Source organism: Streptomyces sp. AC558_RSS880 (assembly GCF_019049255.1).
In the GTDB taxonomy this organism is placed as follows: Bacteria; Actinomycetota; Actinomycetes; order Streptomycetales; family Streptomycetaceae; genus Streptomyces.
In genome coordinates this window covers 34,816-60,583 of record NZ_JAGMUJ010000150.1, presented here as the reverse complement: position 1 = coordinate 60,583, position 25,768 = coordinate 34,816, and the positions used below count along the sequence as shown (strand labels likewise).

At 70.9% G+C, this 25,768-nt stretch carries 25 protein-coding genes and 2 pseudogenes; 8 read left to right on the top strand and 19 right to left on the bottom strand.

Annotated features, from left to right (window positions below):
- The first annotated feature begins 247 nt into the window (after positions 1 to 247).
- A pseudogene (locus KUM38_RS42490) lies at positions 248 to 929 on the top strand (DUF3500 domain-containing protein).
- Here KUM38_RS42490 and KUM38_RS33390 read toward each other — a convergent pair.
- The 10 genes and pseudogenes from KUM38_RS33390 to KUM38_RS33345 all read right to left on the bottom strand — a co-directional run.
- Positions 819 to 1,411: pseudogene (locus tag KUM38_RS33390) on the bottom strand (IS5 family transposase); the annotation flags it as partial. The pseudogenes KUM38_RS42490 and KUM38_RS33390 sit on opposite strands and share 111 nt — an antisense overlap.
- 65 nt (positions 1,412 to 1,476) lie before the next feature.
- Positions 1,477 to 1,695 carry a hypothetical protein gene (locus tag KUM38_RS33385; protein WP_217135079.1) on the bottom strand — a complete coding sequence of 73 codons (219 nt, stop codon included), beginning with the start codon at positions 1,693 to 1,695 and terminating at the stop codon, positions 1,477 to 1,479.
- Positions 1,696 to 1,864: 169 nt separating this feature from the next.
- Positions 1,865 to 3,007, bottom strand: a complete 1,143-nt coding sequence (locus KUM38_RS33380) for a DUF475 domain-containing protein (RefSeq protein ID WP_217135078.1) — start codon at positions 3,005 to 3,007, stop codon at positions 1,865 to 1,867.
- A gap of 3 nt (positions 3,008 to 3,010) precedes the next feature.
- Positions 3,011 to 3,502: a ribonuclease E activity regulator RraA gene (rraA, locus tag KUM38_RS33375; protein WP_106415460.1), complete on the bottom strand. Its 492-nt coding sequence runs from the start codon at positions 3,500 to 3,502 to the stop codon at positions 3,011 to 3,013.
- A 49-nt stretch (positions 3,503 to 3,551) separates the two neighbouring features.
- Entirely contained in the window at positions 3,552 to 4,196 is a 645-nt protein-coding gene (gene otnC, locus KUM38_RS33370; protein WP_217135077.1) for a 3-oxo-tetronate 4-phosphate decarboxylase, read from the bottom strand.
- A complete protein-coding gene (gene otnK, locus KUM38_RS33365; RefSeq protein WP_217135076.1) occupies positions 4,193 to 5,467 on the bottom strand; it encodes a 3-oxo-tetronate kinase in 1,275 nt (424 codons plus the stop codon). Before otnK ends, otnC begins: the two co-directional genes overlap by 4 nt.
- Positions 5,468 to 5,557: 90 nt before the next feature.
- Positions 5,558 to 6,637, bottom strand: a complete 1,080-nt coding sequence (locus KUM38_RS33360; RefSeq protein ID WP_254398150.1) for an isocitrate/isopropylmalate dehydrogenase family protein — start codon at positions 6,635 to 6,637, stop codon at positions 5,558 to 5,560.
- Positions 6,638 to 6,673: 36 nt separating this feature from the next.
- The gene (locus tag KUM38_RS33355) at positions 6,674 to 7,510 is read right to left on the bottom strand and encodes a sugar phosphate isomerase/epimerase (protein ID WP_217135075.1); all 837 of its coding nucleotides are present in this window, start codon (positions 7,508 to 7,510) and stop codon (positions 6,674 to 6,676) included.
- Positions 7,507 to 8,199, bottom strand: a complete 693-nt coding sequence (locus tag KUM38_RS33350) for an aspartate/glutamate racemase family protein (protein WP_217135074.1) — start codon at positions 8,197 to 8,199, stop codon at positions 7,507 to 7,509. Before KUM38_RS33350 ends, KUM38_RS33355 begins: the two co-directional genes overlap by 4 nt.
- A 239-nt stretch (positions 8,200 to 8,438) precedes the next feature.
- On the bottom strand, positions 8,439 to 9,152 hold the full coding sequence (locus KUM38_RS33345; RefSeq protein WP_106415466.1) for a FadR/GntR family transcriptional regulator: 714 nt from the start codon (positions 9,150 to 9,152) through the stop codon (positions 8,439 to 8,441).
- 352 nt (positions 9,153 to 9,504) lie between these two features.
- Here KUM38_RS33345 and KUM38_RS33340 point away from each other — a divergent pair, with 352 nt between their 5' ends.
- Positions 9,505 to 10,800 (top strand): CitMHS family transporter, encoded by a 1,296-nt coding sequence (locus KUM38_RS33340; protein ID WP_217135073.1) that lies wholly within the window; start codon positions 9,505 to 9,507, stop codon positions 10,798 to 10,800.
- A gap of 124 nt (positions 10,801 to 10,924) precedes the next feature.
- Here the strand turns inward: KUM38_RS33340 and KUM38_RS33335 are convergent, their stop codons facing one another.
- Positions 10,925 to 12,220 carry a CitMHS family transporter gene (locus tag KUM38_RS33335; RefSeq protein WP_217135072.1) on the bottom strand — a complete coding sequence of 432 codons (1,296 nt, stop codon included), beginning with the start codon at positions 12,218 to 12,220 and terminating at the stop codon, positions 10,925 to 10,927.
- A 401-nt stretch (positions 12,221 to 12,621) separates the two neighbouring features.
- The gene (locus KUM38_RS33330; RefSeq protein WP_217135071.1) at positions 12,622 to 13,554 is read right to left on the bottom strand and encodes an amidohydrolase; all 933 of its coding nucleotides are present in this window, start codon (positions 13,552 to 13,554) and stop codon (positions 12,622 to 12,624) included.
- Between the two features lie 251 nt (positions 13,555 to 13,805).
- Here KUM38_RS33330 and KUM38_RS33325 point away from each other — a divergent pair, with 251 nt between their 5' ends.
- Genes KUM38_RS33325 through KUM38_RS33300 form a run of 6 tightly spaced genes read left to right on the top strand, consistent with a single transcriptional unit; the run spans position 13,806 to position 19,493 of the window.
- Complete coding sequence (locus KUM38_RS33325) at positions 13,806 to 15,209, top strand: 2-hydroxycarboxylate transporter family protein (protein ID WP_254398149.1); 1,404 nt, start codon at positions 13,806 to 13,808, stop codon at positions 15,207 to 15,209.
- A 39-nt stretch (positions 15,210 to 15,248) separates the two neighbouring features.
- Positions 15,249 to 16,328 carry an isocitrate/isopropylmalate dehydrogenase family protein gene (locus KUM38_RS33320; RefSeq protein WP_217135069.1) on the top strand — a complete coding sequence of 360 codons (1,080 nt, stop codon included), beginning with the start codon at positions 15,249 to 15,251 and terminating at the stop codon, positions 16,326 to 16,328.
- Positions 16,325 to 17,695 (top strand): NAD-dependent succinate-semialdehyde dehydrogenase, encoded by a 1,371-nt coding sequence (locus KUM38_RS33315; protein ID WP_217135067.1) that lies wholly within the window; start codon positions 16,325 to 16,327, stop codon positions 17,693 to 17,695. Before KUM38_RS33320 ends, KUM38_RS33315 begins: the two co-directional genes overlap by 4 nt.
- Before the next feature lie 22 nt (positions 17,696 to 17,717).
- Complete coding sequence (locus KUM38_RS33310; RefSeq protein ID WP_217135066.1) at positions 17,718 to 18,176, top strand: cupin domain-containing protein; 459 nt, start codon at positions 17,718 to 17,720, stop codon at positions 18,174 to 18,176.
- A gap of 19 nt (positions 18,177 to 18,195) precedes the next feature.
- The gene (locus KUM38_RS33305; protein ID WP_217135065.1) at positions 18,196 to 18,492 is read left to right on the top strand and encodes an antibiotic biosynthesis monooxygenase; all 297 of its coding nucleotides are present in this window, start codon (positions 18,196 to 18,198) and stop codon (positions 18,490 to 18,492) included.
- Positions 18,489 to 19,493: a GntR family transcriptional regulator gene (locus tag KUM38_RS33300; RefSeq protein WP_254398148.1), complete on the top strand. Its 1,005-nt coding sequence runs from the start codon at positions 18,489 to 18,491 to the stop codon at positions 19,491 to 19,493. Before KUM38_RS33305 ends, KUM38_RS33300 begins: the two co-directional genes overlap by 4 nt.
- 64 nt (positions 19,494 to 19,557) lie before the next feature.
- On the opposite strand, the gene KUM38_RS43415 is transcribed toward KUM38_RS33300, so the two are convergent.
- The 7 genes from KUM38_RS43415 to KUM38_RS33265 form a co-directional block, all read right to left on the bottom strand.
- The gene (locus KUM38_RS43415; protein ID WP_308409123.1) at positions 19,558 to 19,773 is read right to left on the bottom strand and encodes a GMC oxidoreductase; all 216 of its coding nucleotides are present in this window, start codon (positions 19,771 to 19,773) and stop codon (positions 19,558 to 19,560) included.
- Positions 19,770 to 20,069: a transposase gene (locus KUM38_RS33290; protein ID WP_217135064.1), complete on the bottom strand. Its 300-nt coding sequence runs from the start codon at positions 20,067 to 20,069 to the stop codon at positions 19,770 to 19,772. The genes KUM38_RS43415 and KUM38_RS33290 overlap by 4 nt, the downstream gene beginning before the upstream one ends.
- Positions 20,070 to 20,743: 674 nt before the next feature.
- On the bottom strand, positions 20,744 to 22,042 hold the full coding sequence (locus tag KUM38_RS33285) for a glycosyltransferase (RefSeq protein WP_254398147.1): 1,299 nt from the start codon (positions 22,040 to 22,042) through the stop codon (positions 20,744 to 20,746).
- A 306-nt stretch (positions 22,043 to 22,348) separates the two neighbouring features.
- The gene (locus tag KUM38_RS43410) at positions 22,349 to 23,236 is read right to left on the bottom strand and encodes a 3-hydroxyacyl-CoA dehydrogenase family protein (RefSeq protein WP_308409122.1); all 888 of its coding nucleotides are present in this window, start codon (positions 23,234 to 23,236) and stop codon (positions 22,349 to 22,351) included.
- A 13-nt stretch (positions 23,237 to 23,249) separates the two neighbouring features.
- On the bottom strand, positions 23,250 to 24,329 hold the full coding sequence (locus tag KUM38_RS33275) for an HAD family hydrolase (protein WP_217135063.1): 1,080 nt from the start codon (positions 24,327 to 24,329) through the stop codon (positions 23,250 to 23,252).
- Positions 24,326 to 25,507: an acyl-CoA dehydrogenase family protein gene (locus KUM38_RS43405; protein ID WP_308409121.1), complete on the bottom strand. Its 1,182-nt coding sequence runs from the start codon at positions 25,505 to 25,507 to the stop codon at positions 24,326 to 24,328. Before KUM38_RS43405 ends, KUM38_RS33275 begins: the two co-directional genes overlap by 4 nt.
- Entirely contained in the window at positions 25,504 to 25,758 is a 255-nt protein-coding gene (locus KUM38_RS33265; protein WP_217135062.1) for an acyl carrier protein, read from the bottom strand. Before KUM38_RS33265 ends, KUM38_RS43405 begins: the two co-directional genes overlap by 4 nt.
- Between the last annotated feature and the right edge of the window lie 10 nt (positions 25,759 to 25,768).

The following is a 25,768-nucleotide window of genomic DNA, read 5'->3' as shown; positions in this document are numbered from 1 at the left end:
GGTGATTCCGCGGTACGTGTTCCGACTCACTGCCCATGAGTCAACGATATCCCACGTGAGACGCGAACGTGTCAATCGAACCGTAGGTGACTCACGCTGTGCCCGCCCTGTTGCCCGAAGTCCCGTCCTGCTAGCGCCGGACTTGTAGGCGCTGGCGGTGGCGTCCCTTCGTAGTCCTGGGGCTCCGGGAAGCACTCCGCGCGGGCTGGCGCCAGTCCGATGCGGGACAGATCAATACCGGGCCGTGATGGGCACCCTGTCCGCCACGGAATCCTGGGGGTTCCAGTTCGACGGGCACCATCTGGTCATCTACTACGTCGTGGGTGACCAGGTCGTCATGAGCCCCTGCTTCTGGGGCTCGGAAGCGACCTCCATGAAGGTCGATGGGCGAGACGGTCACCGTCTGCCACGAGGAGGTCGTCGCGAGCCCGGCCTTCATCAACTCCCTCACCCCTGCTCAGCGGCTCCTCGACCAAGTCGAACGAGTCGATGAAGGCGGGGGCGTTCTTCGACAATGCGGTGCAGACGTACGAGGGCCTGCGCGGAAACAGGCCACCACCGTCCAGAAGAAGAGTCTTCTCGCCATCGTCGAGGTGTTCGTCGGCCGCGCCAAAGCCGATGTCGCCAGGGCAAGGATGGCGGAGGTCTGCCGGCACCTCGACGACACCTGCGTCACCTGGGCCGGCGGTATTGCCGACGACTCGGCCTTTTACGTCCGTGTGCACAGCCCCGTCGTCTGGGTCGAGGTCGACTGTCAGGGACCCGGCCCTCTCGCTGGCGCCTACTGTGCCACCCAGAGCCTTGATGCCGCGCTTTCACAGCAGGCGACGGTACTTGTCGAAGTCGTAGCCGCGGTCGGCAAACAACCGCTTCGGCTTGCCCCGTGGCCGGCCTCGCATTCCTCGAATGCGGGGGACAGCGTCGAGTAGAGGGAGCAACTGGGTGACATCGTGCCGATTAGCGCCGGTCAGCGAGACGGTGAGCGGAGTGCCGCGGCGATCAACGAGGAGATGGTGCCTGGAGCCCGGCCGACCCCGGTCGACCGGCGACGGTCCAACATGGTCCCCCTTTGAGAGCACGGACGTGCGATCCGTCCACGGAGCAGTCGTCAAGGTTCAACGAGCCCGCGCGGGGCAGTTCTGTCAGCAGGGCGGCGTGCAGACGTGGCCAGACGCCAGCCTCGGTCCAGTCCCGCAGTCGGCGCCAGGCCGTCACTCCGGAACAACCCACCGTCTCCGCGAGGGACATCGCGCCACGCGACACCGGTCCGCAGCACGTACATGACGCCGGCGAGAGCCACGCGGTCGGGAATACGCAATCGCCCGGGACACCGTCGGCGCCGTTCGGGAGCGGGCGGCAACAGCGGGGCCACCCGCTCCCACAGGGTGTCAGGAACAAGATCAGCACGCACGCGGGTGACCCTGCCGCCCATGATCACCGAACGCAAGACCTGGGCCTCAACTCATTCTGAAACGATCAGTAAGGCAGCGTCGGCTGGCCACCTCCCGCGGCGTAGACGGGCCGCCACAGCCCTCGCGAACGCTCCGGTCCCGGACGGACGGTGACACCGGCGTCGCCGCTGGCCGAGGCAGACCTGTCTGTCGAGGGCACCGCCTGCTCCGCGTCACCATCCTGCTGCGCCTGCGCAAGCAGATCGACGACGCCACCCGGCACCGTCGTCCACGTCATCGCCACCGGCCTCGTCGTACCGCTCGATCTGCCCGCCTGGTGCCCCATGACCGGCCATACCTACCTCGGCCCGATCCCTGGCAGGCAGCCGGTGTACGCCTACGGTGCACCCCCGGTGCCCGCACCACCCGCCCTGACGCGCCTGGGGTGAACCCGGCCCGGGAACGGAAGGGTTTCACACCCCGGAGGAGACCTCCGCCTTCTCCTTGCCGCCTTCTCCCCCGGCCGCGGCGAGCCGCTTGTTGCGGCGCACGGAGGACCAGAAGGAGGCGCCGATGAGGACGACACCGATCATGCCGGTGACGAACTCGTTGATCTCGTACTGGATGGTGACCAGGAGGACGATCGCCAGGGCGCCGATCGCGTAGTGGGCGCCGTGCTCCAGGTAGACGTAGTCGTCCAGGGTGCCCTCACGGACCAGGTACACGGTCAGCGACCGGACGTACATGGCGCCGATGCCGAGGCCGAGGGCCATCAGGACGATGTCGTTGGTGATGGCGAAGGCGCCGATGACGCCGTCGAAGGAGAACGACGCGTCCAGGACCTCCAGGTAGAGGAACATGAAGAACGCGGCCTTGCCGGCCAGCTTGACGGCCGACTTGGGCTTGCCCGCTCGCTCGGCCTGCTCCTCGGCCTCGTGCTCGCGTTCCTCCTCTTCCTCGAGCTTGTCCTCGAAGAAGCCGGAGAGGCCGCCGACGACCAGATAGGTGATCAGACCGGCGATGCCGGAGAGCAGGACCGTCTCCGCCTTGTCGGCGTGGGTGCCGCCGTGCTGGTGGGCGTGGGCACCGAAGGTGATCGCGGAGACCAGCAGCACGATCAGGGCGATGCAGACCGACAGCATGTCGACCTTGCCCAGCTTGGCCAGCGGGCGCTCCAGCCAGCCCAGCCACTTGATCTCCCGGTCCTCGAAGATGAAGTCGAGGAAGATCATCAGGAGGAACATGCCACCGAAGGCGGCGATCGACGGATGCGCGTCGGTCACCAGCTCCTGGTAGCGGTCCTTGTCGGTGAGGGCGAGGTCGACGGCCTCGATCGGGCCGAGGGACGCGCTGACGGCGACGATGACGACCGGGAAGACCAGGCGCATGCCGAAGACGGCGATCAGGATGCCGATGGTGAGGAAGATCTTCTGCCAGAAGGCATTCATCTTCTTCAGGATCCCGGCGTTGACCACCGCGTTGTCGAAGGACAGCGAGATCTCCAGGACGGACAGGATCGCCACGACACCGAAGGCGGCCCACCCCCCGTAGAAGATCGCGGCCACCAGGCCGAGCGCGGTGACCGCGAACGACCACCCGAAGGTCTTGAGAACCACGGGTCAGCTCACCGTGCCTTCGGGGAGGAGGGCGATGCCGTCGTCGTCGGCGTGCAGGATGTCGCCGGGGCGGAAGGTGACGCCGCCGAAGGTGAGGGGGACGTCGACGGCTCCGGCGGAGTCCTTGGCGCTCTTGCGCGGGATGGTGCCCAGCGCCTTGATGCCGAGCCGGAGTCCGGCGAGTGTGGCGCTGTCGCGGACGGCGCCGTGCAGGACGAGGCCGGCCCAGCCGTTGTCCTGGGCAGCGCCGGCGATGAGGTCGCCGACCAGGGCGGTGCGCAGGGAGCCGCCGCCGTCGACGACGAGGACGGCGCCTTCGCCGGGAGTGCGCAGCAGGTCGCGCAGGAGCCCGTTGTCCTCGTGACAGGAGACGGTGCGGACGGGTCCTGCGAAGCCGCGGTGGGCGCCGAACTGGCGGAACTGCAGGTCGCAGACGCGTAGTTCGGTGCCGTACCGGTCGACGAGGTCGGCGGTGGGGACGGGGGTGACCATCATGTGCTCCTTCTTCGCTGGGTGGCTGCCGCGCTCGCGGCTCATCCGGCCGTCAGGGGGATGGGGGTGCGAGTGCGGCAGCCTGCTCGGGGGTGAGGGGACGGGTGGTGCGTCCGCGCAGGAGGAGGTGCAGCTTGGCGGTCTCCTCCAGTTCCTCGATGGCGTCGGCGGCCTGCTCCATGGACGCGCCGGCGATGACCGGCCCGTGGTTGGCGAGGAGGACGGCGTGGTGGGTGCGCGCCGTCCGCTCGGCGAGCGGTTCCAGGGCGCTGTCGCCGGGGGCGTGGTAGGGGAGGAGGGGGAGGGTGCCCACGCGCATGGCGTAGTACGCGGTGAGCGGGGGTAGCGCGTCGGCGGGGTCCACGTCGGCGAGGCAGGAGACGGCGGCGGCGTGGGTGGAGTGCAGGTGGACGACCGCGTGGGCGCCGGGCCGGGCGCGGTAGAAGGCGGCGTGCAGGAACGCCTCCTTGGTGGGCCGGGGTCCGTCGAGGTGCTTGCCGTGCAGGTCGGTGCGCGACAGGTCGGTCTCCTCGACCGTGCCGAGGCTGGAGCCGGTGGGCGTGAGCAGCAGGCTGCCGTCGGCCAGGCGGACGGACAGGTTGCCGGTGGAGCCGTGGGTCAGACCGCGCGTGAAAAGGGAGCGGGCGGTGCGGACGATGAGCGTGCGAGCCGCCGACTCGTCGGTGTAGGTGGTCACTTGGTCTCCTCGACCGGGGCCGCGAGGGCGCGGGTGAACAGGTCGGGTGCGCCGAAGTTGCCGGACTTGAGCATGAGGGCGAGGTCGCCGTGCTGGGTGGTGGCATAAGTCCAGGGCACACCGGGGTCGGCCTCCTCGCCGACCAGGACCGCACGGACGCCGAGGGCCGTGGTGACGGCGCCGGACGTCTCCCCGCCGGCGACGAGGAGTCGGCGTACGCCGCGCTCGACGAGGTGGGAGGCGAGGGTGCCGAGGAGTTCCTCGACCTGCGCGGCTGCTTCCGTGACGCCCAACTGGGCCTGTACGGCCGACAGTTCCTCGGGTGAGGCGGAGGCGTAGATCAGGACGGGCAGTTCGGGGTCCTGCTGGTCGTACCAGGCCAGTGCCTCGCCGGTGACGTCGCGGCCGGTGGCGGCGGCGAGGACGTCGAGGTGGAGGGAGGGCAGGCCGGCGGCGTAGAACTGGGCGATCTGCTCCAGGGTACGGGCGGAGCAGCTGCCGGCCAGGACGGCGGCCCGTCCCTGGGACGGCGTCGGTTCGGCGACGGACGGACCGGTGGCGGGGTAGGCGTGCCCGAGTCCTTCGGCGAGGCCCGCGGCCCCGGCGGCGACCGGCAGTTCGAGGGTGGCGGCGCCGAGCACGGCGAGGTCGTCGTCGGTGAGGGCGTCGGCGACGACGTGCCGGACGCCGGCCTGCTGGTGGGCGGTCACGGCGTCGCGGACGGCCTCGACCCCGCGCCGCACGGTGGCCCAGTCGACCAGGCCCACCGGGTGGCGGGTCTGCGCGGACAGCAGACGCACCAGGGCGGAGTCCGTCATGGGGTTGAGGGGGTGGTGGCGCAGCGGCGAGTCGGACAGCAGCTGGTCGTGGACGAACAGGTGGCCCTGGTAGACGGTGCGGCCGTTGGGCGGGGAGGCGGGGCAGTGCAGGGTGACGGCGCCGCCGGCGGAGTCCAGGAGGGCGTCGGTGACGGGGCCGATGTTGCCCTGGGGCGTGGAGTCGAAGGTGGAGCAGTACTTGAAGTAGACCTGCGCCGCGCCCTCGGCCCACAGCCAGCGCTGGGCGGTGAGGGAGTCGGCGACGGCCTCGTCGACGGGCGTGGACCGTGACTTGAGGGCGACCACGGCGGCGTCGCAGTCCGCGGGCAGGGTCGTGGTGTCGTCCGGGGCGCCGAAGACCAGGGCGGTGCGCAGGCCGGCCCGCCGGAAGGCGGCGGCGACGTCCGTGCCGCCGGTGAAGTCGTCGGCTATGCAGCCGATGCGCAGGGTCATGGTCGGGCTCTCTCCTCGGGCTGTGCGTGTGCGGCTCATGGGGCCCGGGGCGGGCGGCGTGGGAACCCGCCCCGGACGACCGGGGTGCTGCTACCGGGCGGCGCCGATGGCCTTGATGACGGCGGCGGTGAACTCCGTGGTGGAGGCGGAGCCGCCGAGGTCGCGGGTGGAGGTGCCGGCGGCGATCGCGTCGGCCACGCCCTTCTCGATGATCTTCGCGACGGTGGCGAGCTTGTCGTCCCCGTGCTTCGCGCCGAGCCACTCGAAGAGCATGGCGCCGGAGAGGATCATCGCGACCGGGTTGGCGATGTTCTGTCCGGCGATGTCGGGGGCGGAACCGTGCGACGCCTGTGCCATGGCGGTGGTGGCGGAGGAGTTGATGGACGGGGCGGTGCCCAGCGAGCCGGAGATCTCGCCGGCCAGGTCGGAGAGGATGTCGCCGAACATGTTCTCGGTGACGATGACGTCGAAGTCCTGGGCGCGGCGCACCAGGTGGACGGTCATGGCGTCGATGTGGAAGTCGTCCACGGCGACGTCCGGGTAGTCCTTCGCGACTTCCTGGCAGACCGTGCGGAACAGACCGGTGGTGAGCTTGAGGACGTTGGCCTTGTGGACGATGGTGAGCTTCTTGCGGCGCGAGCGGGCCAGGTCGAAGGCGACGCGGGCGACGCGCTCGGTGGCCTCACGGGTGATGATGCCCAGCATGATCGCCGTGTCCGGGGTGGGCATGAACTCGCCCGTGCCGGCGAAGGTGTTGCGGTCGGCGTAGAAGCCCTCGGTGTTCTCGCGGACGATGACGAGGTCGGCGTTGCCGCAGACGGCCTTCGCGCCGGGGAAGGACTTGGCGGGGCGGATGTTGGCGAAGAGCTGGAAGTGCTTGCGCAGGGTGCCCGAGGGGTTGAGCGCGGACTTGTGCGGCTCGGGGTAGCTCACGGAGTCGTGCGGGCCGAGGTACCAGCCGTCCAGCCCGGCGAGGGCGTCCTTGGTCTCCTCGGGGACCGGGGTGCCGTGCGTCTCGATGGCGGAGGCGCCCAGCGGCAGGGTCACCCAGTCGACCTGGACGCCGGCGGCCTGCGCGGCGGCGGTGGCGATCTCGACGGAGGAGGGGACGATCTCGGGGCCGATGCCGTCGCCCTCGAGGACGCCGAGGCGGTAGGTCTTGCTGCTCATGGTGCGGGTTCCTCTCAGAACAGGGGGTGGGGCGGGTCAGGAAAGTGCTGTCGCGGCGTCGGTGAGCGCGGTCCAGGAGCGGGCGGCGGCCTTGGTGCTGTCGCCGTCCTGGGTGTGCTCCAGGGTCAGCCAGCCGGTGAAGCCGCCCGCGCGCAGCGCGGTGAGCAGGGCGGGGAGCCGGGGGTCACCGATGGTCAGGGGGCCGCGGCCGGCGGGGGCGGCGAGCTGCAGACAGCCGGTGACGGCGGCGTGCCCGGTGACGGCCTGGACCGCGTCGACGCCTTCGGCGTCGAGGTGGTGGGTGTCCAGCACCAGTCCGGCCGGAGCGTCGAGGGAGTCGATGACGGCGAGGGCTTCGCCGGGGGTGTGCCACAACGAGGTGGTGGCGCGTGACTGGGGTTCCAGCAGCAGGCGGCTGCCGCGCGCGGCGGCCTCCTCGGCCAGTCGCTCCACGGCCCGTTCGGCCCACAGCCGCTGCATGTCCGCCAGCCCGGGCAGGAAGGTGCCCCGGGTCTGGCCGAGGGTGACCGGCACCCCGAGAGCACCCGCGAGACGGGCCGCACCCAGCAGACGGGACAAGGCGTGGCGGCGGACGTCGGGGGAGGCGTCGGTCAGCGTCAGCCGGTCCTGGGCCGCGACCGGCCCGGTACCGACGCCCAGGACCTTCAGACCGGCGGCCTCGACGGTCCCGGCCAGGGCCTCGGCGTCCCGGGCACCGACCTCGCGGACCTGTACCTCCACACCGTCGTAGCCCAGTTCGGCCAGTTGGCGGGCGGCCTCGGCGAGCGGCGCCGAGTGGCCGAGCGGCATGGGGGCGAGACAGTCTTCACCGGAGACGGTGTAGGCCAGCGGCCACGGCAGCCCCGTGCTCATGACGCGACCACCGGTGCTTCCGCCGGGGCGAGCAGGCCGCGCAGTTCGCGCGCGGCGGCGCCCGCGCCGTCCAGCACCGGCACGCCCAGCAGGTCGGCCAGGGCGTCGCGGGCCGGGGTGAGCGAGTACTGCGCCAGCAGCACCGCGTCGGCGTCGGCACCCCCGGCTGCGCGCAGGGCGTCCGCCAGGTGCCGGGCGGCCTCCTCGGGGCGGGCCCTGGCGGCCTCCTCGCTCAGGGCGGTCACGATGCCGACCGGCCGGTCCGGGCGTACGGCCGGGACGAGCGCTTCGAGCTGGGCGACGGCCGCCGGTACGGCAGGCGGCGTCGAGGCGACGACGGCGATACGGCCGTACGGGCCGGCCAGTGCGGCCTTGAACATCGCCTCGTCGGACTTCAGGACGGGCACGTTCCACAGGGTGCGGGCGGTGTCCACGACTTCGCCGTAGGAGGAGCAGGTCAGCAGCAGGGCCTGGGCGCCGCCGTCCACCACGTGGCCGATCAGGCGCAGCATCCGCCGGCGCAGCGCGCCGGTGAGTCCGCCGGCGCCGCGGGCGTCGTCCAGGAGACGGTCGTCCAGCACGTTCCAGACCGTGGCCTGCGGGAACTCCCGTGCGAACGCCTCTTCGGCGATGCGGTGCGCGGCCGGCACGGCGTGGATCATGGCGACCAGAGGTTGGGGTTCGATCACCGGGGTTCTTACCTCTTCCGGTAGGCGGGGACCGGCAAGGGTCCCGACCGCGGGCCTGCCTCCGGCCGACGTGGGACATGTTTCCCGACGGCGGGGGCGCGGGCCCGAGATGGGGGACGGCGGCGTGGTGTCGCGGTGCCGTGCCGCCACTGTAGGCCGAACCGGTCAACCGGTCAACCGGTTGCGTCGACGGGGAGCCCGCGGGCGCCGGTACCGACCCGGCTGCCCGCGGTCTCCCGCTACGCCTCGCGCTGTTCGAGCGCCTTCATCAGGCGGCGGGAGGCGCCCTCCATGTGCCGGGCCATCGCCGTGCGGGCGGCCTCGGCGTCGCCCTTCGCGACCGCCTCATAGATCGGCACGTGGTCGGCGTAGGCCACCTCGCGGGACCGCACGGCGCCCGTGCGCTCGACCCAGCCGCGCTGGATCATCGCCCGCATGCCCTTGAGCATGTCGCGCAGCACCGTGTTGCCGGCCAGTTCGCCGAGGGCGGCGTGGAAGGCGGTGTCCGCCTCGGGGAACTCCTCGTCCGGGCACTCCCGCATCGCCGTCAGCCGGGCCCGCAGCAGTTCGACGCCCGCCTCGTCGCGCGCCTGCGCGGCCAGGCCGGCGACGATCACCTCCAGCTCGGCGCGGGCCTGCACCATGTCGCGGGCGCCTCGCTCTCCCAGGACGAGCCCCAGCTCGAACAGGCGGTAGAGCACGTCGGAGTCGGTGCCGCGGAAGTACGTCCCGCTGGACTGGCGGATCTCCAGCAGGCCGAGGAACCCGAGCGACTTGATCGCCTCCCGCACCGTGGGCCGGTTCACACCGAGCATCTCGGTGAGCTGCCGTTCGGAGGGGATACGGTCGCCGGGCTGGACCTCGCCGGACATCAGGTAGTCGATCAGGCGACGGGAGACCTCCGCGGCCAGCGGCTCACGCGGCTCGACCGTGATCCTGGCGAGTTCGGCCATCGATTTCCTCACTTCGGTATTGACGCGATGGCCGGATTCTAGTTACCTACCGGCAATCCGGTAAACCGGTTGTCCGGAAGTGGCGAGCCAATCCGCCGTCCGTGAGCGACCGGGTGTCCCGGTAGTCCCAGCCATGCCAGGCGCACTGATCACATCCTCATCGGGCCATCGCCCGCCGCGACCATGCGTTCGCCGAACCGCCGTACAGGAGCCCGCAGCCCCCGTGACCGATCCGACGCACGAGCCGAGCAAGGCACCGCGTGCGCTGCCGGTCGCCGCCTGAACCGACCCCACGCGCCGTCCTGCGCCGCCGTCCGACCGGCGGCCCTCAGTCCTGCCCCAAGGAGCAACGATGCTCGCCGTCCTCGGCTTCGCCACTCTGGGCAGCTTCATGCTGCTCGTGATGCGGAAACACCTCTCCGCGTTCACCGCCATCATGCTCACCCCGATCGTCGCCGCCCTCATCGCGGGCAAGGGCACGAAACTCGGCGACATGATCATGAACGGCCTGGACACGGTCGCGCCCACCGCGGCGCTGCTGCTGTTCGCCGTCCTCTACTTCGGCCTGATGATGGAGGTCAAACTCTTCGAGCCGATCGTCCAGGCCATCGTCCGCGCCTCCAAGGGCGACCCGGTCCGCATCGTGGTCGGCACCGCCGTGCTCTCCCTGCTGGTCGCCCTCGACGGAGACGGCACCACCAGCTACATGATCGTCTGCTCGGCGTTCCTGCCCATCTACCGGCGCCTGGGGATGAACCCCCTCATCCTGGCGACGCTGGCGGCCATGGCGCTGGGCACCATTTCCGGCACTACGCCCTGGGGCGGCGCGGCGACCCGCGGCATCAGTGTCCTGCACCTGAGCGCCACCGAGTACTTCGTCCACATGATCGGCCCCATGGCCCTCACCAGCCTGGCCATCGTCGCGGTCGCGTACTGGCTCGGCCTGCGCGAGCGTCACAAGATCGACGGTGAGAAGCTCGCCGCCTACAAGCTGGAGATCGCCTCCGGCGAGGCGTTCGAGCCGGTCAAGGCGGACTGGCGCATGTGGTTCAACGCCGCCCTCACCCTGCTCCTGATGGTCCTGCTCATCATGGAGGTCGCCGATCTCCTCGTGTTGTTCATGGTGGCGTTCGTCATCGCCCTGCTCGTCAACATCCGTGCCATCGGTGACCAGCAGGAACTCATCAAGCGCCAGGCCGCCAACGCCGTGCCGGTGATGATCCTCGTCCTGGCCGCCGGCGTCTTCACCGGCATCATGACCGACTCCGGAATGATCAAGGCGATGGCCGACGCGGCCCTCTCCATCGTCCCCGAGGGCTGGGGCGACATCATCCCGCTGTTCACCGCGATCCTGGCCCTGCCGCTCGGCTTCTTCATGTCGAACGACGGCTACTGGTTCGGTGTCGTCCCCGTGCTCGCGGAGTCCGCCGCGCACTACGGCATCCCCGCCAACGAGATCGCCCGGGCCGGCGCCATCGGTCAGATCCTCCACATGATGGGCCCCACTTCCGCGCCCCTGTGGGTCCTCCTCGGACTGGTCAAGGCCGAGCTGGGCGACTTCCAGAGGCACGCCCTGCGCTGGGGTGTCCTCGTCTCCGTCGCGTACATCCTCTTCGCCGTCGTCACCGGCGCCATCAGCGTCACCTGAGCCGCACACTGTGCCTCGCAGTTCTCCTCGTGCCCGGTGGGCCGCACCCCGTATCGGTGCGGTCCACCGGGTTCGTGCCGTGCCGGGGCGGGGGCCCGACGGTTCGTCGCCCCGGCACCCGGCGTCAGACGACCGTGATGGCGCCGGTCATCACGGCGAAGGTGATGTAGGCGAGCGAGACGGGAACGCCCCAGCGCAGCGCCGTCTTCTGGAAGTCGCCGAGGTCCGCCTTGACCAGCCCGAGCAGCACCCACAGGGGCGCGGAAGTGGGGCCCATGCTGTGGAGGATCTGGCCGATGGCGCCGGCCCGGGCGATCTCGTTGGCGTGGATGCCGTAGTGACCCGCCGATTCGGCCAGCACGGGGACGACGCCGAACCAGTAGGCGTCGTTCGACATGAAGAAGCCGAGCGGAAGCGCGAGGAGGGCGGTGAAGAGGGGCACCATAGTGCCCCAGCCGTCCGGGACGATCGAGAGGGCGGCGTCGGCCATCGCCTTGATCATGCCGGAGTCGGTCATGATGCCGGTGAAGACGCCGGCGGCCAGGACGAGGATCATCACGGGGACGGCGTTGGCGGCCTGGCGCTTGATCAGCTCCTGCTGGTCGGCGATGGAGCGGACGTTGACGAGCAGGGCGACGGCGAACGCCACCATGAAGAGCACCACGAGGTCGGCGACCTCGAGTATGAGGAGCACCATCAGCAGCAGGGTGAGCGCCGCGTTGAACCACATGCGCCAGTCGGCCTTCACTGTGGGGATGGCCTCGCCGGAGGCGATCTCCAGCTTGTAGGCGGCGAGCTTCTCGCCGTCGATCTTGTGACGCTCGCGCAGGCCGAGCCAGTAGGCGACGGCGACGATGGCCAGGCTGGTGAGCGTCATGGGGCCGATCATGTGGACGAAGTACTCGCCCGCGTCCAGGTGCAGGGCGCTGATGCCTCGGGTGGCGGCGCCGCCCCAGGGGGTGGTGCCGGAGATGGTGCCCAGGGCCATGGTGGCCAGCGTCGCCAGGATGAGGGGGTTCATGCCCAGGCGCCGGTAGATGGGCAGGAAGGCGGAGCAGACGATCATGTAGCTGGTGGTGCCGTCTCCGTCGAGGGCGACCAGCAGGGAGAGCACGGCGGTGCCGACCACGATGCGGACCGGGTCGCCCTTGGAAGCGCGGATGATGAGGGCCGAAATCGGGTCGAAGAGCTTCGCCTCCATCATCAGGCCGAAGTAGAGGACGGCGAACAGCAGCAGCGCCGCGGTGGGCGCGACCGTGTCCAGGCCGTTCATGATCATGTCGCCGAGTTGGGTGCCCTTGCCCGCGATGAGGGCGGCGACGATCGGGGTGAGCATGATGGCGGTGAACGCGGAGAGGTGTTTCCGCATCACGAGCAGCATGAAGCTGCCCAGAGTGGCGAAGCCGAGGACGGCGAGCATCGTTGCTCCTTGGGGCAGGGTGAGGCCGCCGCCGGGGAGGCGGCCGTGGTGCGATCAGCGGGCGGAAGCGGACCCCGCCGCGCCCGTGGGTCTTCTCGGGCGCGGACTGCGACGCGGCTCGCGGGGTCGCGGTGACCGGTGCCTCGGTGTCACGGCGGAATGCACGCCGGGAGGACTGTCACCTCTCACGCGAGGAGGCTCGGTACCTGGTCGGAGGCGGTGCGTGCACGAGGGCGGATCCCAGGGGCGCTCGGGGGTCCGCACCGGGCACGACCGGTGACGGGGCACCGGTTTACCGGTTGGCCGGTACACAACTAGAGTCCCGGCTGATCGTCAAGAGCCGCGCCGAGGAAAAGCGTCTTGCGTCGGAGCGGCGATGGCTGCCGCCGGCGGCGGCGAACTCACCAGCCGTAGAGCGCCGCCGGGTTGTCGACGAGGACCTGCCGCAGGTGAGACGCGTCGAGGTGCGCGCACAGACGGGTCAGGGAGAGGCCGTCGTCCACGGACAGGAAGGGCTCGACACGCTCGGGGTGCCGAGTGGTGGGGGAGCCGCCGGTGTGCGGCCAGTCGGAGCCCCACAGGGCCCGGTCGGCGCGCGTGCCGAGAAGGGCTTCGAGGGCCGGCCCGAGATCGTCGTAGCTCCCGCCGGCGGCGGCACGGTACGGGGCGGACAGTTTCACCCAGACGCGACCGGTTTCCAGCAGCCGGCACGTACGCGCCAGGCTGTCGGTGTCGGTGTCGGTGTCGGTGTCGGTGCCGGTGGAGGGCTTGATGCCGGCGAAATGGTCGAGGACCACCGGGACGGGAAGCCGGGGAAGCAGGTCGTCGACAGCGGCCAGGGCGGCGGCGTCCAGGTGCAGGTCCAGGTGCCAGCCGAAGGCCGCGATCGTCCGTGCCGTGGTGCGGATGCGCTCGCGCGCCCGCTCCAGGTCGTTGGAGGCGTTCGCGCCGAGGTTGACACGGACTCCGCGCACGCCGGCCCGGTCCATGGCCCGCAGTTCCCGGTGGTCGGCGCCGGGGTCGATGACCGCGACGCCGCGCGCCGACTCACCCAGCGTGCGCAGGCCGTCCAGGAGCCGGGTGTTGTCGGTGCCGTACGGGCTGGGCTGGACCAGCACGGTCCGGGTGATCCCCAGGTGGCGGTGCAGGGCACGCAGGTCGGTGGGGAGGGCGTCGGGCGGGAGGTAGCCGCGGTCGGCCGCGTACGGGTGCCGGTCGGCGGGGCCGAAGACGTGCACGTGGGTGTCGCAGGCGTGGTCGGGGAGGTCCGGTCCCGGACTGTGCCGGGTCCCGAGGACCTCGACAGTGCGGGCTTCGGACGGTGGTGCGGACACGCTGGCTCCTCGCGTGAGCTGGGGGTTACGCGGCGAATGTGCCGCGTTCGGACAGTACTCCCAGCCATCTTTTGGTACAACGCTCTTTCAAAAAACCAACGGATGTGCTTAACGTATCCGCAGCAGGGACCTGCCGGGGCGCGGCAAGTCCACTGCTCATCTCGGCGATCACTCGCCACGGACGGCCCGGACAGCCGCGTCACCCGTCCGGGGCCGGCCGTCTCCTCCCCGAGCCGCTGTAAGGACGCACCATGTCCGACCTCGCACGCTCCGCGACACCAGCGGAGCACAAGCCACCAGGCGTACCTGGCCGGCGAGAGCGCGACTCCGACGGCTTTCCGTCGGACGACCGCACCCCCACCCTGTGGCACCGGTGCATGGACCGGGACATCGGCATCGTGCCGCTGCCGGTGTTCGTGGTGCTCGCGGCGCTGATCGCCGCCTTGGCCGCCACCGGTCACATCACTGGTGAACTCGCCGTGGTCATCGGGATCATGGTGGTCTTCGCCTTCGCCTTGGCCGAGATCGGCAAGCGGGTTCCCGTCCTGCGTTCGGTCGGCGGAGCCGCGATCTTCGTGACGTTGGTGCCGTCCTGGCTCGCCCACCAGGGGTGGATCCCGAAGGCCGCCGTGGAGTCGATCGGAGGGTTCTTCACCGATACGAAGGTCCTGAGCCTGTTCATCGCCTTCGTCATCGTCGGCAGCATCATGAGCATGGACCGCACGGTGCTGGTCCGGGGCTTCGCGAGGATTTTCGTTCCGCTGCTGGCGGGCAGCGTGGTCGCTCTCGTGGTGGGTACCGCGGTCGGCACCGCCACCGGCCTCGGTTTCAAGCACACGGTGTTCTTCGTCGTCGTACCGATCATGGCCGGTGGCGTCGGCGAGGGCGCCATCCCGCTGACCATCGGTTACGCCGGTGTCCTCGGTGCCGCGCAGGGCGAACTCCTCGCCCGTGTGCTGCCCGCCATCTTCGTCGGCAACCTGACCGCCGTCCTGCTCGCCGGGCTCCTGAGCCAGGTGTGCCGCAGGCGTCCGGACCTGACCGGCAATGGACGCCTGGACGCCGGCGAGGGCCCCGATCTGCTGGAGGCCGCCGAGTCCGGTCCGGGTGAGCGCACGTCGGTGACCGCGCAGCAGGTCGCGGCGGCGGGCATCACCGCCGTCACCCTCTACCTGGCCGGCGTCCTCGCCCACAGCCTGCTCGGCTGGCCGGCCCCGGTCGTGATGCTGGTGCTCGCGGTGATCCTCAAGGTCGCCCACGGCGTCACCCCGCGCCTCCAGTACGGTTCGCGGTTCGTCTACGACTTCTGCCTGGCCGCCATGGCCTTTCCGATGCTGTTCACCTTCAGTGCCACCCAGACACCGTGGGAGACCCTGGTCGAGGGATTCTCCCCGGCCCCACTGGTGACCTGCGTACTCACGGTGTGCGCCATGGTCGGCACCGGATTCCTCGTCGCCCGCAAGGTGGGTCTCCACCCCGCCGAGACCGCCCTCGTCACGGCCACGCACAGCGGCATGGGCGGCGCGGGCGACATCGCCATCCTGACCGCGGCCGACCGTATGCGGCTGATGCCCTTCGCCCAGATCGCCACCCGCATCGGCGGCGGCATCACCGTGACCCTGGCCCTCGTGGCCGCGCACACCTTCGGCCTGTGACCGATCCCCTCCCCTCCACTCCCCACTGAAAGGCCCCCCGTGAACATCCTCGTCCTACCCGGCGACGGCATCGGTCCCGAGATCACCGCGGCCACCCTCGACGTGCTCGGCGCCGCCGACAAGAAACTCGGCCTCGCCCTGACCTACGAGACCCACGACATCGGCTTCGCGTCCCTCGCCGCTTCGGGCTCGACCCTCCCGGACGCCGTACTGGAAAGCGTTCCGCAGGCCGACGGCGTACTGCTCGGTCCGGTCTCGCACCTCGACTACCCGCCGCGCCCCGAGGGCGGCATCAACCCCTCGGCCGAACTGCGCACCGCCTTCAAGCTCTACGCCAACATCCGCCCCTGCCGCTCCCACCCCGACCTGAGCATCCTGCGCGATCCTATGGACCTGGTCATCGTCCGGGAGAACACCGAGGGCTTCTACTCCGACCGCAACATGTACGCGGGCGCCGGTGAGTTCATGCCCGACGAGGACTCGGCTTTCTCGATCCGCAAGGTCACCGCGACGGCCAGCGAGCGGGTCGCCCGGACCGCGTTCGAACTGGCCCGCGTCCGCCGCAAGAAGGTGACGGCCGTCCACAAGGCCAACGTGGTCAAGCTGTCGGACGGACTGTTCCTGCGCGAGGTGCGCAAGGTGGCCGAGGAGTTCCCCGACGTCGAACTGGAAGAGCTGATCGTGGACGCCACCGCCGCGCTCCTCATCCGCAGCCCGCAGCGGTTCGACGTCGTCGTCACCACCAACATGTTCGGCGACATCCTCTCCGACGAGGCCTCCGAACTCTCCGGCAGCCTGGGCCTCGGCGGCTCCGTGAACGCCTCCGACACCCTGTGCGTGGCCCAGGCCCAGCACGGATCCGCCCCCGACATCGCCGGCCAGGGCGTCGCCAACCCCACGTCCCTGATCCTGTCCGCCGCGATGCTGCTGGACTGGCGCGGCCGGCGCGACGGCGACGACCGGCTCACGCGGGCCGCCGCCCTGATCACCGACGCGGTCGGCACCGTCCTGGACAACCCCGCCACCCGCACCCGCGACATCGGCGGCAGCCTCGGCACCGCCGACTTCGCCGCCGAGATCGTCCGCACCATCGCGCACACCGGAGAAACCTCCCGATGATCGTTTCCAGCAACCCGGCCACCGGCACCGAACTCGCCCGCCACACCCCGCATTCGCCGCAGGAGGTGGACGGCTTCCTCGACGCGGCGGTCTCGGCCCAGGCCGCCTGGCGCCGACGCGACGTCACCGACCGCACCCCCCTGCTGCGGGAGATGGCCCGCCTCCTGCGCGAGGGCAAGGAGGAGTACGCCGCCCTCATCACCGCCGAGATGGGCAAGCCCGTCACCGAGGCGCGCGCCGAGATCGAGAAGTGCGCCATGACCTGCGAGTACTACGCCGAGCACGCCCCGGCCCAGCTCGCCGACCGGCCGGTCGCCTCCAACGCCACCGAGAGCGCCGTCGTCTACGACCCCCTCGGCGTCGTCCTCGCCGTCATGCCGTGGAACTACCCCTTCTGGCAGTTCTTCCGCTTCGCCGCCCCCGCCCTCGCCGCCGGCAACGGCACCCTCCTCAAGCACGCCAACAACGTCCCGCAGTGCGCCCTCGCCGTCGAGGAGGTCGTCCGCAAGGCCGGTGCCCCCGAGGGCCTGTGCCGGACCCTGCTGATCGAGGTCGGCCAGGTCGCCGGGATCATCGCCGACCCGCGCATCGCCGCGGTCACCCTGACCGGCTCCACCGAGGTCGGCGCGATCGTCGCCGCGCAGGCCGCCGCCGCACTGAAGAAGCAGGTCCTCGAACTCGGCGGCTCCGACCCGTTCGTCGTCCTCGCCGACGCCGACATCGAGGCCGCCGCCGCCACCGCCGTCAAGGCCCGCTACATCAACGTCGGCCAGTCCTGCGTCAACGCCAAGCGGTTCATCGTCGAACAGGCCGTGGCCGACGCGTTCGTGGCGGCCTTCACCGCCGCCGCGGCGGCCCTGAAGGTCGGCGACCCGACCGACCCGGACACCGCCATCGGCCCCATGGCCCGTGCCAACCTTCGCGAGACCCTGCACGACCAGGTCCGCCGCACCGTCGACGCCGGCGCCGTCCTCGCCCTCGGCGGCGAGATCCCCGACGGACCGGGCTGCTACTACCCGCCCACCGTCCTCGACCACGTGACCCCCGGCATGGCCGCCTTCGACGAGGAGACCTTCGGCCCCGTCGCCGCCATCACCCGGGTCGCCGACGCCGACGAGGCCATCGCCCTGGCCAACCAGAGCGAGTACGGTCTCGGCGCCGCCCTGTGGACGAGCGACCTCGACCGGGCCCGCCGACTCGCCCGCGTCCTCGACGCCGGCGCCGTGTTCATCAACGGCATGGTCGCCTCCGACCCGCGCCTGCCCTTCGGCGGCATCAAGAAGTCCGGCTACGGCCGGGAACTCGGAGCCGAGGGCATCCGCGAGTTCACCAACACCAAGACCGTCTGGATCGGCCCGGCCGCCTGACCACCCCCACCTGGAGAACACCATGCACCACCACGACACCGACGAGCCCTGCTTCAGCTCCTTCGAGCCCGCGGTCCTGCGCCCGGCCGAGCTGACCTCCTTCAGCCGCGGCGGCGGCGCCCGCACCATCCCCCTGGTCACCAAGGCGACCGGCGCCGAGGTCTTCCTCACCGGCCAGACCCTCTTCGACGGCGGCGCCGGCATCGCCCTGCACACCCACAACTGCCCCGAGAGCGTCACCATCCTCGAGGGCGACGCCATCGTGGAGATCGACGGCGCCGAACACCACGTCACCCGCTTCGACACCACCTACGTCCCCGCCGGCATGCCCCACCGGTTCCGCAACGCCTCCGCCACCGAGCCGATGCGCATCCTGTGGATCTACGCGTCGGTCGACGCCACCCGCACCATCGTCGAGACGGGTGTCACGGCGCGGGTCGACGCCGAGCACGACAAGGCCGCCGCCGCAGGCCGCGACTGACACCGGGAAGAAGCATCACTTGATCACCGAAATCGCGCAGATCGAGATCCATCCGGGCCAGGAGCAGGAGTTCGAGGAGGCCGTCGTCAAGGCTCTTCCCCACTTCCTCGCGGCCGACGGCTGCGACGGAGTCCACCTGCACCGCAGTGTCGAACGCCCCTCACGCTACCGGCTGATGGTCCGGTGGGAGACGGTCGAGCACCACACCGTCACCTTCCGCGCCTCCGAGGGCTTCGCCCGCTGGCGGGCCCTGGCGGGGCCGCACTTCGCCGCTCCACCGCAGGTCGAACACGTATACTCCGTTCTCGCACCATGACGTCGGCGGCCGGGACCGCACCGCCCGTCCCGGCCGGCCCCGGCACTCTCGCGGAGGCACAGACGATGACCCCGCCCACCACGCGGAACGGGACGTCCCGGCCGGACGAAGGAGCGGCACCCACTCCGCTGACGCGTCGGACAGCCGCACGTATCGTGGAGCACATCACGGCGGAAGGACTGGCCGTCGGCACCCGCCTGGTCGAGCGCGTACTCGCGGACCAGCTGAAGGTCTCCCGCTCACCCGTCCGCCAGGCCCTGCGTCTGCTGGCGGAGGAAGGTACCGTGGCTCCGGCCGAACGCGGCGGCTACACCGTCGCCCTCTCCGGACCGGCCCTCACCGAGGCGGCAGTGGGTCCGCCGACCGAGGACCACGCCGAGGACGCCTACCTGCGTATCGCCGCGGAGCGCCTCGACGGGAACCTGCCCGACCGGGTCACCGAGAACGCCCTCGCCCGACGCTACGACCTCACGCCCGGACAACTCGCCCACCTCCTGCGCCGCATCGCCGTCGAAGGCTGGATCGAACGCCTTCCGGGCTACGGCTGGGAGTTCCAGCCCATGCTCACCTCGATGGACGCCTACCAGGACAGCTACCGCTTCCGCCTGACCATCGAACCCGCGGCCATCCTCGAACCCGGCTTCGTCCTGGACCGCGAAGCCCTCGAAACCGTCCGCGCACAACAACAGCGACTGGTGGACGGCGACATCCGCGCCATCGGCAACGCCCAGTTGTACGACCTCAACAGCCGCTTCCACGAAGCCGTGATGGCGTGCAGCCGCAACTCCTTCTTCATCGACGCGCTGCGCCGCGTCGACCGCCTGCGCCGCCTCATGGAATACCGTCGCTCGCTGCAACGGGACCGCGCACTGGTCCGGTGTGCGGAACACGTGGAGATCGCCGACCTGTTGCTGGCCGACAAGCGCGACGAGGCATCCGCCTACCTACGTGAGCACCTTTCCTCGGTCGGTGTGGAGAAGGCGAGCCGACCGGACGGCTGATCCACCGACGGGCGCAGGTGGTCCAGGAGCGAAGCGGCGCCTCGGACGGCGAGGGCGACGGAGGTCAGGGTCGGGTTTTGCAGGCGGTGGCGGTCGGGATGACGTTGTTGCCCGCGACCCACAGGCCCCGGGTGCCCCAGACGCGGCCGTGGCTGTCGCAGACGCCGGTGCCGTCGTCGGCGGGACCCATGCGCGTGGTGCCCTGGTAGTACAGCGAGCTGCCGGCGGGCAGGAGGACGGGGGAGTCGTCCAGGGGGCCCCCGAACTGGAAGCGGTTCACCAGCGCGTCTCCCCGGCGAAATACTTCGCCGCCTTCCGCAGGATCTCGCGCTCTTCCTCCAGCTCACGGACCTTCTTGCGCAGAGCGGCGTTCTCCGCCTCCAACGGCGTCGGCGGCTCCGCCGGCACCTCCGCCCGGCGCCCCCGGGTCCGGCTCGCTCCGGCCGCCCGGACCCAGTTCCGCAGGGTCTCGGGGTTGATCCCCAGATCGGCAGCGCCCTGCCTGATCGCTGCCTCGGGCCGCGACCGGTACAGCGCGACCGCGTCCGCCTTGAACTGAGGCGGATAGTTCTTCATGACCACGAGATGTCCGTTCTCAGATCCTCAAGATCCAGTGTCTCGTGTGTTCAGGATCAAGGGTCAAGGCCCATTGCTGGCACCGGCGACCGCGGCTTTGTGAACACGGTCTGTGACCGCTGGCGAGCTTGGCTGGAGCGCGTCGCGGTAGCGTCCTGGATCGCCTCGTGGGCCTCTACCAGCACGGGGAGATCCCGGTGCTGGTTCGGTGCTGACTCGAACGCCCGAGATCAGTCGAACCCGCAGGTCCTAGCCCCGGTCGGATGAGTTGTCGTACCACTCGATGGTGGTGCCGATGAGGGACGTGGCGACGATGCGCTTGAGGTTGTTCGGGGCTGGTGGAGTGGTTGCGGGCGACGACATCGGCACCACTTCCTGGCGTTTCGACGGGGACGTTTGCGTGTCGCCACACCGTAGGAACACGCAGGTGAGAGGCGTATGTGGTGGGGCGTCATAGTTCCGGGTGCGGGAGTGCGTGCGTCCACCATGGAGAGGGCGTCGAAGGCCTCTTGATGGCTGGGATGAGGCCGCGAAGGGGACTGAGCTGTTTCCCACCTGACGGTGGCGCCCGGGTGTGGGCGACGGGAGGCCGGCACCGGGTGGCGGCGGCCGGCGGCACCCGGGGCGCGAGCGGTCGGGAGCACGGGGACCGGTTCGCCCGAGGGCCGGTGGGGTCAACCCGTGGCGGCCCGCTCGATCAGGTCCGCGGCCGTGTGCAGTCCGTCGCGCGCCCGGATCGTCTCACCGGTCTCGGTGAGGGTGCGTCGCAGAGCCGTGTCGCCGAGCAGGCGGTCGATCGCGCCGTGGAGTCGGGCGTCGGTGAAGCGGTACGGGTCGAGCCGGACGCCGTAACCCAGTTCGGCCATGCGCTGGGCGTTGTCGTGCTGGTCCCAGAACAGCGGCAGCAGGATCATGGGCTTGCCGAAGTGGAGGGCCTCGGTGGTCGTGTTGTTGCCGCCGTGCGTGATGACGAGGTCGACGAGCGGGAGGATCCGGGGCTGCGGCAGGAACTCCTCGCCCCACATGTTCGGCGGCAGCTCGATCTCCTCGTGCAGCGGGCCTTTGGAGACGATGTAGCGGTGCGGGGTGCGGGCGAGCGAGGCGATGACCCTGCGCATGAGGTCCACGTCGGCCGAGCCGAGCGATCCGAGGCTGAAATAGATCAGCGCGCCGCCGCCGTCGGCCAGGCCGGGCGGCAGCGTGAACCTCTCCCGCGTCTCGCGGACCGAGGAGTCCAGCCGGTGCCAGGTGGGGCCCAGCGGGCGGGCGTCCGTGTAGTCGGCCGACTCGGGATAGACGTACAGGTTCAGATCGCCCTCGTGGATGAACTCCAGGTCGGGCAGCGGACGCGCGCCCTGCTCGGTCACCCAGGCGCTGAAGTCGCTCCACAGGCTCCGGTGCGTGCGGTCGTATTCGGCGCGGAACGCGTCCCACTCGCTCCGGTCCCCGGCCGGACATCCGGAGAACGGCGGCGGAACGCGCTCGCCTTTCATCTCCAGCGGGTTGCACGAGACGATCCGCACGAAAGGAACGCCCGCCGTGGTCAACGCCGGGAAGCACACGACGTTGTCCTCGACTATCACATCCGGCCGGACCCGGTCGATGATCTCCTTCAGCTGCGGTTCGCAGTACCGGGCGCCGGAGATCAGCTCCTCCCACACCGGCTTGATCCAGGTGCCCAGCTGCTCGATGGTCGGCTTCCGGAACTCGGGCGCGGTGTCGCGTATGAAGTCTTTCCAGAACTGGCCCGCGTCCTGGGGCTGTTCGGGCGGCGGGGCCAGATCGACCAGGTCCTCCTCGAAGCCGAACGGCGTGAGGCGGCCCTTCCAGGACGCCTCCGCGGCGAACACCACACGGTGCCCCCGGCGGCGCAGGACATCCCCGATCCCCACGCAGTTGTTCGTCGGCCCGTACGCGCTCTCCGGTGCGAAGAGGACGGTCAGGGGCCGTGACGGTCCTCCCGTAGGCGACAAGCCCAACTCCTTTGCGTGTGAAGGATGTTCCGAAGTCTCGCACCGGATCCGGACGCCGGGCAAGACCGCCGGAACCACCGTCCGGCGGCGGGCCCGGGTCCACTCGTCGTCCTGAACCCGCCGATCACCCTGCCCCCGCGGTCACATCGGCGCGGAAGAGCCGCCGACGTGCGTCTCCCGACCGGCACTCGAGGTGAACGCCGCGATCGTGCGCGTGGATTCCGCCACCGGCGCGCCCCGGTGGCGGAAAACCCGCGTCGATCGCTGCGCGCGGTCTCTCGGGGCGCGCCGGCCGGGCGACGGTCGTCAGGCCCGCCGGGTCGCGTAGCGATGGAACCCCTCGCCGGTCTTGCGGCCGAGCTTGCCCTGTGCCACCAGGTCGGCGAGCAGCGTGCACGGGGTGAAGTGCGCGCCGCCGGTGAGTTCGCGCAGCACGTGCAGGGTGTCGACGATGACGTCGAGCCCGATCAGATCGGCGGTGCGCAGCGGGCCCATCGGGTGGCCGAAGCAGTCCTGGAAGATCGCGTCCACCGCCTTGGCGTCGGCGGTGCCCGCCTGGACCACGCCGGCCGCGTCGTTGACGGTGGCCATGAGAACACGGTTGGAGACGAAGCCCGGGGAGTCGTGGACGACGATGCCTTTCTTGCCCATGGTGTGCAGCAGATGGCGGGCGCGGGCCAGGGTGGCGTCGCTGGTGTGCTCGCCGCGGACGACTTCGACGCTGTCCGTGGCGTACGCCGGATTCATGAAGTGCATGCCGAGGACACGTTCGGGAGCCTGGACGCGGACGCCCAGGAGTCCGACGGGGATGGCCGACGTGCAGGTGGCGATCACGGTGTCGCGCGGGCAGAGGGCACCGAGTTCGCTGTAGAGGCCCTCCTTGAGGGGGATGCGTTCGGGGGCGCACTCGATGACGAAGGGCGCCTCGCGCACGTCCCGCAGTGTGCGGCTGAAGCGGACGCGTACGGCTGTGGGGCCTGTCGAGGCGGCGTCCTGCCTGCCCATCAGCACGGCGGCGCGCAAGCCCGTACGCAGCCGGCCGGGGGCGCTCTCCAGGGCGGCGGGGACGGGGTCGACAACGGTCACCCGGTGGCCGGCGGCGGCAAGGGCCTGGGCCACGCCCAGTCCCATGGTGCCCGCGCCGATCACGCCGATGTCCCCGGGCACGGCAGCGGGGGGCGAGGTGGTGTGCACAAGCGTCTCCGGATCAGAGAGGTGACGGGGCGGGGGGTACGACGATGCGGACCGCGCCCTCGGCGGGGCGCGGTCCGGCGGACGGGTCGAAGCCCAGAAGGATCCGCCCCGGGCTGCGGCTGATGACCTCGAAGCCCGCGAAGCGCAGGTTGACCAGCATCACGCGATTGAGGTCGGTGGGGACGAACTCGGCGACCGGGCGGCGGCCCGCGGCCAGGGCCTCGCGGACCAGGTGGCCGATCAGTGCCGGGCCCACGCCGCGCGACATCACTCGGCAGGACAGCAGCAGCAGTCCCAACGTGCTGGTGCCCGGGGTCAGTTCGCTGACTGCCAGCCCGATGGTGCCGTACGAGCCGTATCGGTCCTCGAGGCCGGCGACCAGGATCCGGTGGTGCGGCGAGCCGATCAGCGCGCGCAGCTCGGCCATGTCGTAGGTCCGGCCGGTGGTGTTCAGCTGATGGGTGCGGATCGTCAGCTCGTGGGCGCGCCGGAGATCGTCCAGGTCGGCGGGGCGGACGGTCAGGGTGAGGCCGAGGGTGGCGAGGAAGTCCCCGGCGGGCCCTTCGAAGGACTCCTGGGCCTTCTTCCGGCTCAGTTCGGCGCGGTAGAGGTGACGGCGGACGCGGCTCTCGTCGGTCACGGAAGGTGGCTGGAATTCGGGCAGTTCGGGCAGTTCGGCGGCCTGCTCGGCCCGGTAGCAGCGCACGGCGGGGTGAACGGAGGCCACTTCGGCGCGCTCGACGGCGTCGTTGTCGATGAACGCCAGAGTGCCGATGCCGATGTTGAGGGTCTCGGCGATGCGTCGGACGGTCCGTGACTTGGAGCCCCAGCCGACCTCCACGACGGTGAACAGGTCTTCGAGCCCGAGGGCCGTCAGGTGCGCGGTGGCCAGGGCGTGGTCGCCGCGGCTGGCCACGGCGTGCAGGATGCCGCGTTCGTCGAGAGCGCGCAGGGTGGCGAGGGCCCCGGGGTCGGGCCGGGGCACGTCGCCCTCCAGGACGGTGCCCTGCCACAGGGTGTCGTCGAGGTCCCACACCAGGCACTTGACCGTGGGGGAGGGGCCGGTCGCGGCCGCGGTGGCGGGCGTGGTCATGAGGCGGCCTCCGGAGGGTGGGAACCGTCCGCGCGACGGACGCCGTGCCGGCGCAGCAGACGGTCGGCGATATGGAGTTCGGACACGTGCTCGGAGCCTTCGATGAGCTGCATCACCTTGGCGTCGCGGAAGAAGCGCCCGGCCAGGCTGTCCGGGGCGATCCCGGTCGCGCCGAGTATCCGCACCGCGCCGGAGCTGACGTCGGCGGCGGTACGCGCGGCGGCGTACTTGGCGAGCACGGTCTCGGTCACGGCTTCAGGACGCCTTTCGGCGCGTGACCGGGTGGCCCGGGTGCACAGCGCGTGTGCCGCGGCGGTGTCCACGGCGGCGCGGGCGAGCACCGAGCGGACCAGCTGGTGTTCGGCGAGTGCCACGCCGCCCTGGGTACGGCGCGCGGCGTGGACGGCGGCGGCGTCGAGGCAGGCCTCGGCCATGCCCACGCACCCCCAGGCGACGGTGAACCGGCCGTGGTCGAGTGCGGTGCCGATGATGTGGTGCAGGCCCAGGCCGGGCGGGCCGACCAAGTGGGAGCGCGGCACGCGTACGCCCTCGAAGGAGACGTGCGCGATGCCGGCGGCGCGCATGCCCAGGTGTCCCTGAACGGGCTCGCGGTGTACGCCGGGCCGGTCTCCCTCGACGAGCACGGCGAGCGGGCCGCCCGCGCCCTTGCCCAGGACCAGGAAGACGTCGGCGGTCTGTCCGAAGGTGATCCACAGCTTGCGGCCGGTGATCAGCACGTCGTCGCCGCTGTCGCGCACGCGGGTGTCCACTTCGGCCAGAGCGGTGCCCGCACCCTCCTCGGTGGCGGCGAAACCGGCGAACACCTCCCCGCGCGCCAACGGCGGCAGCCACTGTGCGCGTTGCTCGGGCGTGCCCCAGCGCAGCACCGCGGCGGCCACCATCTCCTGCACGGTGACGAGCCCGCGCAGGGAGCTGCACACCGCGCCCACCCGGACGCACACCCGGGCCAGGTCGTCCGGTGAGCCGCCGGCGCCGCCGTAGGCGGTGGGCAGGGCGACTCCCAGCAATCCGGCGCTCGCGGCCTGCCGGCGCACCGAGTCGGGCAGGCGTCCCCGCAGGTCCCACACCGCGGCGTCGTCGCGCACCGACGCGGCGAAGGCGGTCGCGTCGACGGCCGTGGCCACGCCGGGCCCGAAGGACCCGGGCGTCGCGCTCACGGCCCCACCGTGACCGAACCGGGCGCCTTGTCGTGCACGAAGGCGAGGACGCGTGCGGCGGTGCGGAAGTGGTCCAGGTGCAGGTCCTCGACTTCGACGGTGAGCCGGAAGCGGTGCTCGACGAAGGTGACCAGTTCCAGGGCGAACAGCGAGTTGGCGAGCCCGGTGGCGAAGTAGTCGTCGTCGGGGCCGACTTCGGTGCCCAGTGCCGTGGCGAGGAACGCGAGGAGATCCGCGGTCGCCTTGTCCATGAGGTTCTCT

What these genes read in the sequence shown, in the direction of transcription:
- rraA (WP_106415460.1), bottom strand. Translation starts at nt 3,502, where the DNA reads ATGATGGTCACCCCCGTCCCCACCGCCGACCTCGTCGACCGGTACGGC.
- otnK (WP_217135076.1), bottom strand. Translation starts at nt 5,467, where the DNA reads ATGACCCTGCGCATCGGCTGCATAGCCGACGACTTCACCGGCGGCACG.
- KUM38_RS33360 (WP_254398150.1), bottom strand. Translation starts at nt 6,637, where the DNA reads ATGAGCAGCAAGACCTACCGCCTCGGCGTCCTCGAGGGCGACGGCATC.
- KUM38_RS33355 (WP_217135075.1), bottom strand. Translation starts at nt 7,510, where the DNA reads ATGAGCACGGGGCTGCCGTGGCCGCTGGCCTACACCGTCTCCGGTGAA.
- KUM38_RS33345 (WP_106415466.1), bottom strand. Translation starts at nt 9,152, where the DNA reads ATGGCCGAACTCGCCAGGATCACGGTCGAGCCGCGTGAGCCGCTGGCC.
- KUM38_RS33340 (WP_217135073.1), top strand. Translation starts at nt 9,505, where the DNA reads ATGCTCGCCGTCCTCGGCTTCGCCACTCTGGGCAGCTTCATGCTGCTC.
- KUM38_RS33335 (WP_217135072.1), bottom strand. Translation starts at nt 12,220, where the DNA reads ATGCTCGCCGTCCTCGGCTTCGCCACTCTGGGCAGCTTCATGCTGCTC.
- KUM38_RS33325 (WP_254398149.1), top strand. Translation starts at nt 13,806, where the DNA reads ATGTCCGACCTCGCACGCTCCGCGACACCAGCGGAGCACAAGCCACCA.
- KUM38_RS33315 (WP_217135067.1), top strand. Translation starts at nt 16,325, where the DNA reads ATGATCGTTTCCAGCAACCCGGCCACCGGCACCGAACTCGCCCGCCAC.
- KUM38_RS33310 (WP_217135066.1), top strand. Translation starts at nt 17,718, where the DNA reads ATGCACCACCACGACACCGACGAGCCCTGCTTCAGCTCCTTCGAGCCC.
- KUM38_RS33300 (WP_254398148.1), top strand. Translation starts at nt 18,489, where the DNA reads ATGACGTCGGCGGCCGGGACCGCACCGCCCGTCCCGGCCGGCCCCGGC.
- KUM38_RS33290 (WP_217135064.1), bottom strand. Translation starts at nt 20,069, where the DNA reads ATGAAGAACTATCCGCCTCAGTTCAAGGCGGACGCGGTCGCGCTGTAC.
- KUM38_RS33275 (WP_217135063.1), bottom strand. Translation starts at nt 24,329, where the DNA reads ATGACCACGCCCGCCACCGCGGCCGCGACCGGCCCCTCCCCCACGGTC.
- KUM38_RS33265 (WP_217135062.1), bottom strand. Translation starts at nt 25,758, where the DNA reads ATGGACAAGGCGACCGCGGATCTCCTCGCGTTCCTCGCCACGGCACTG.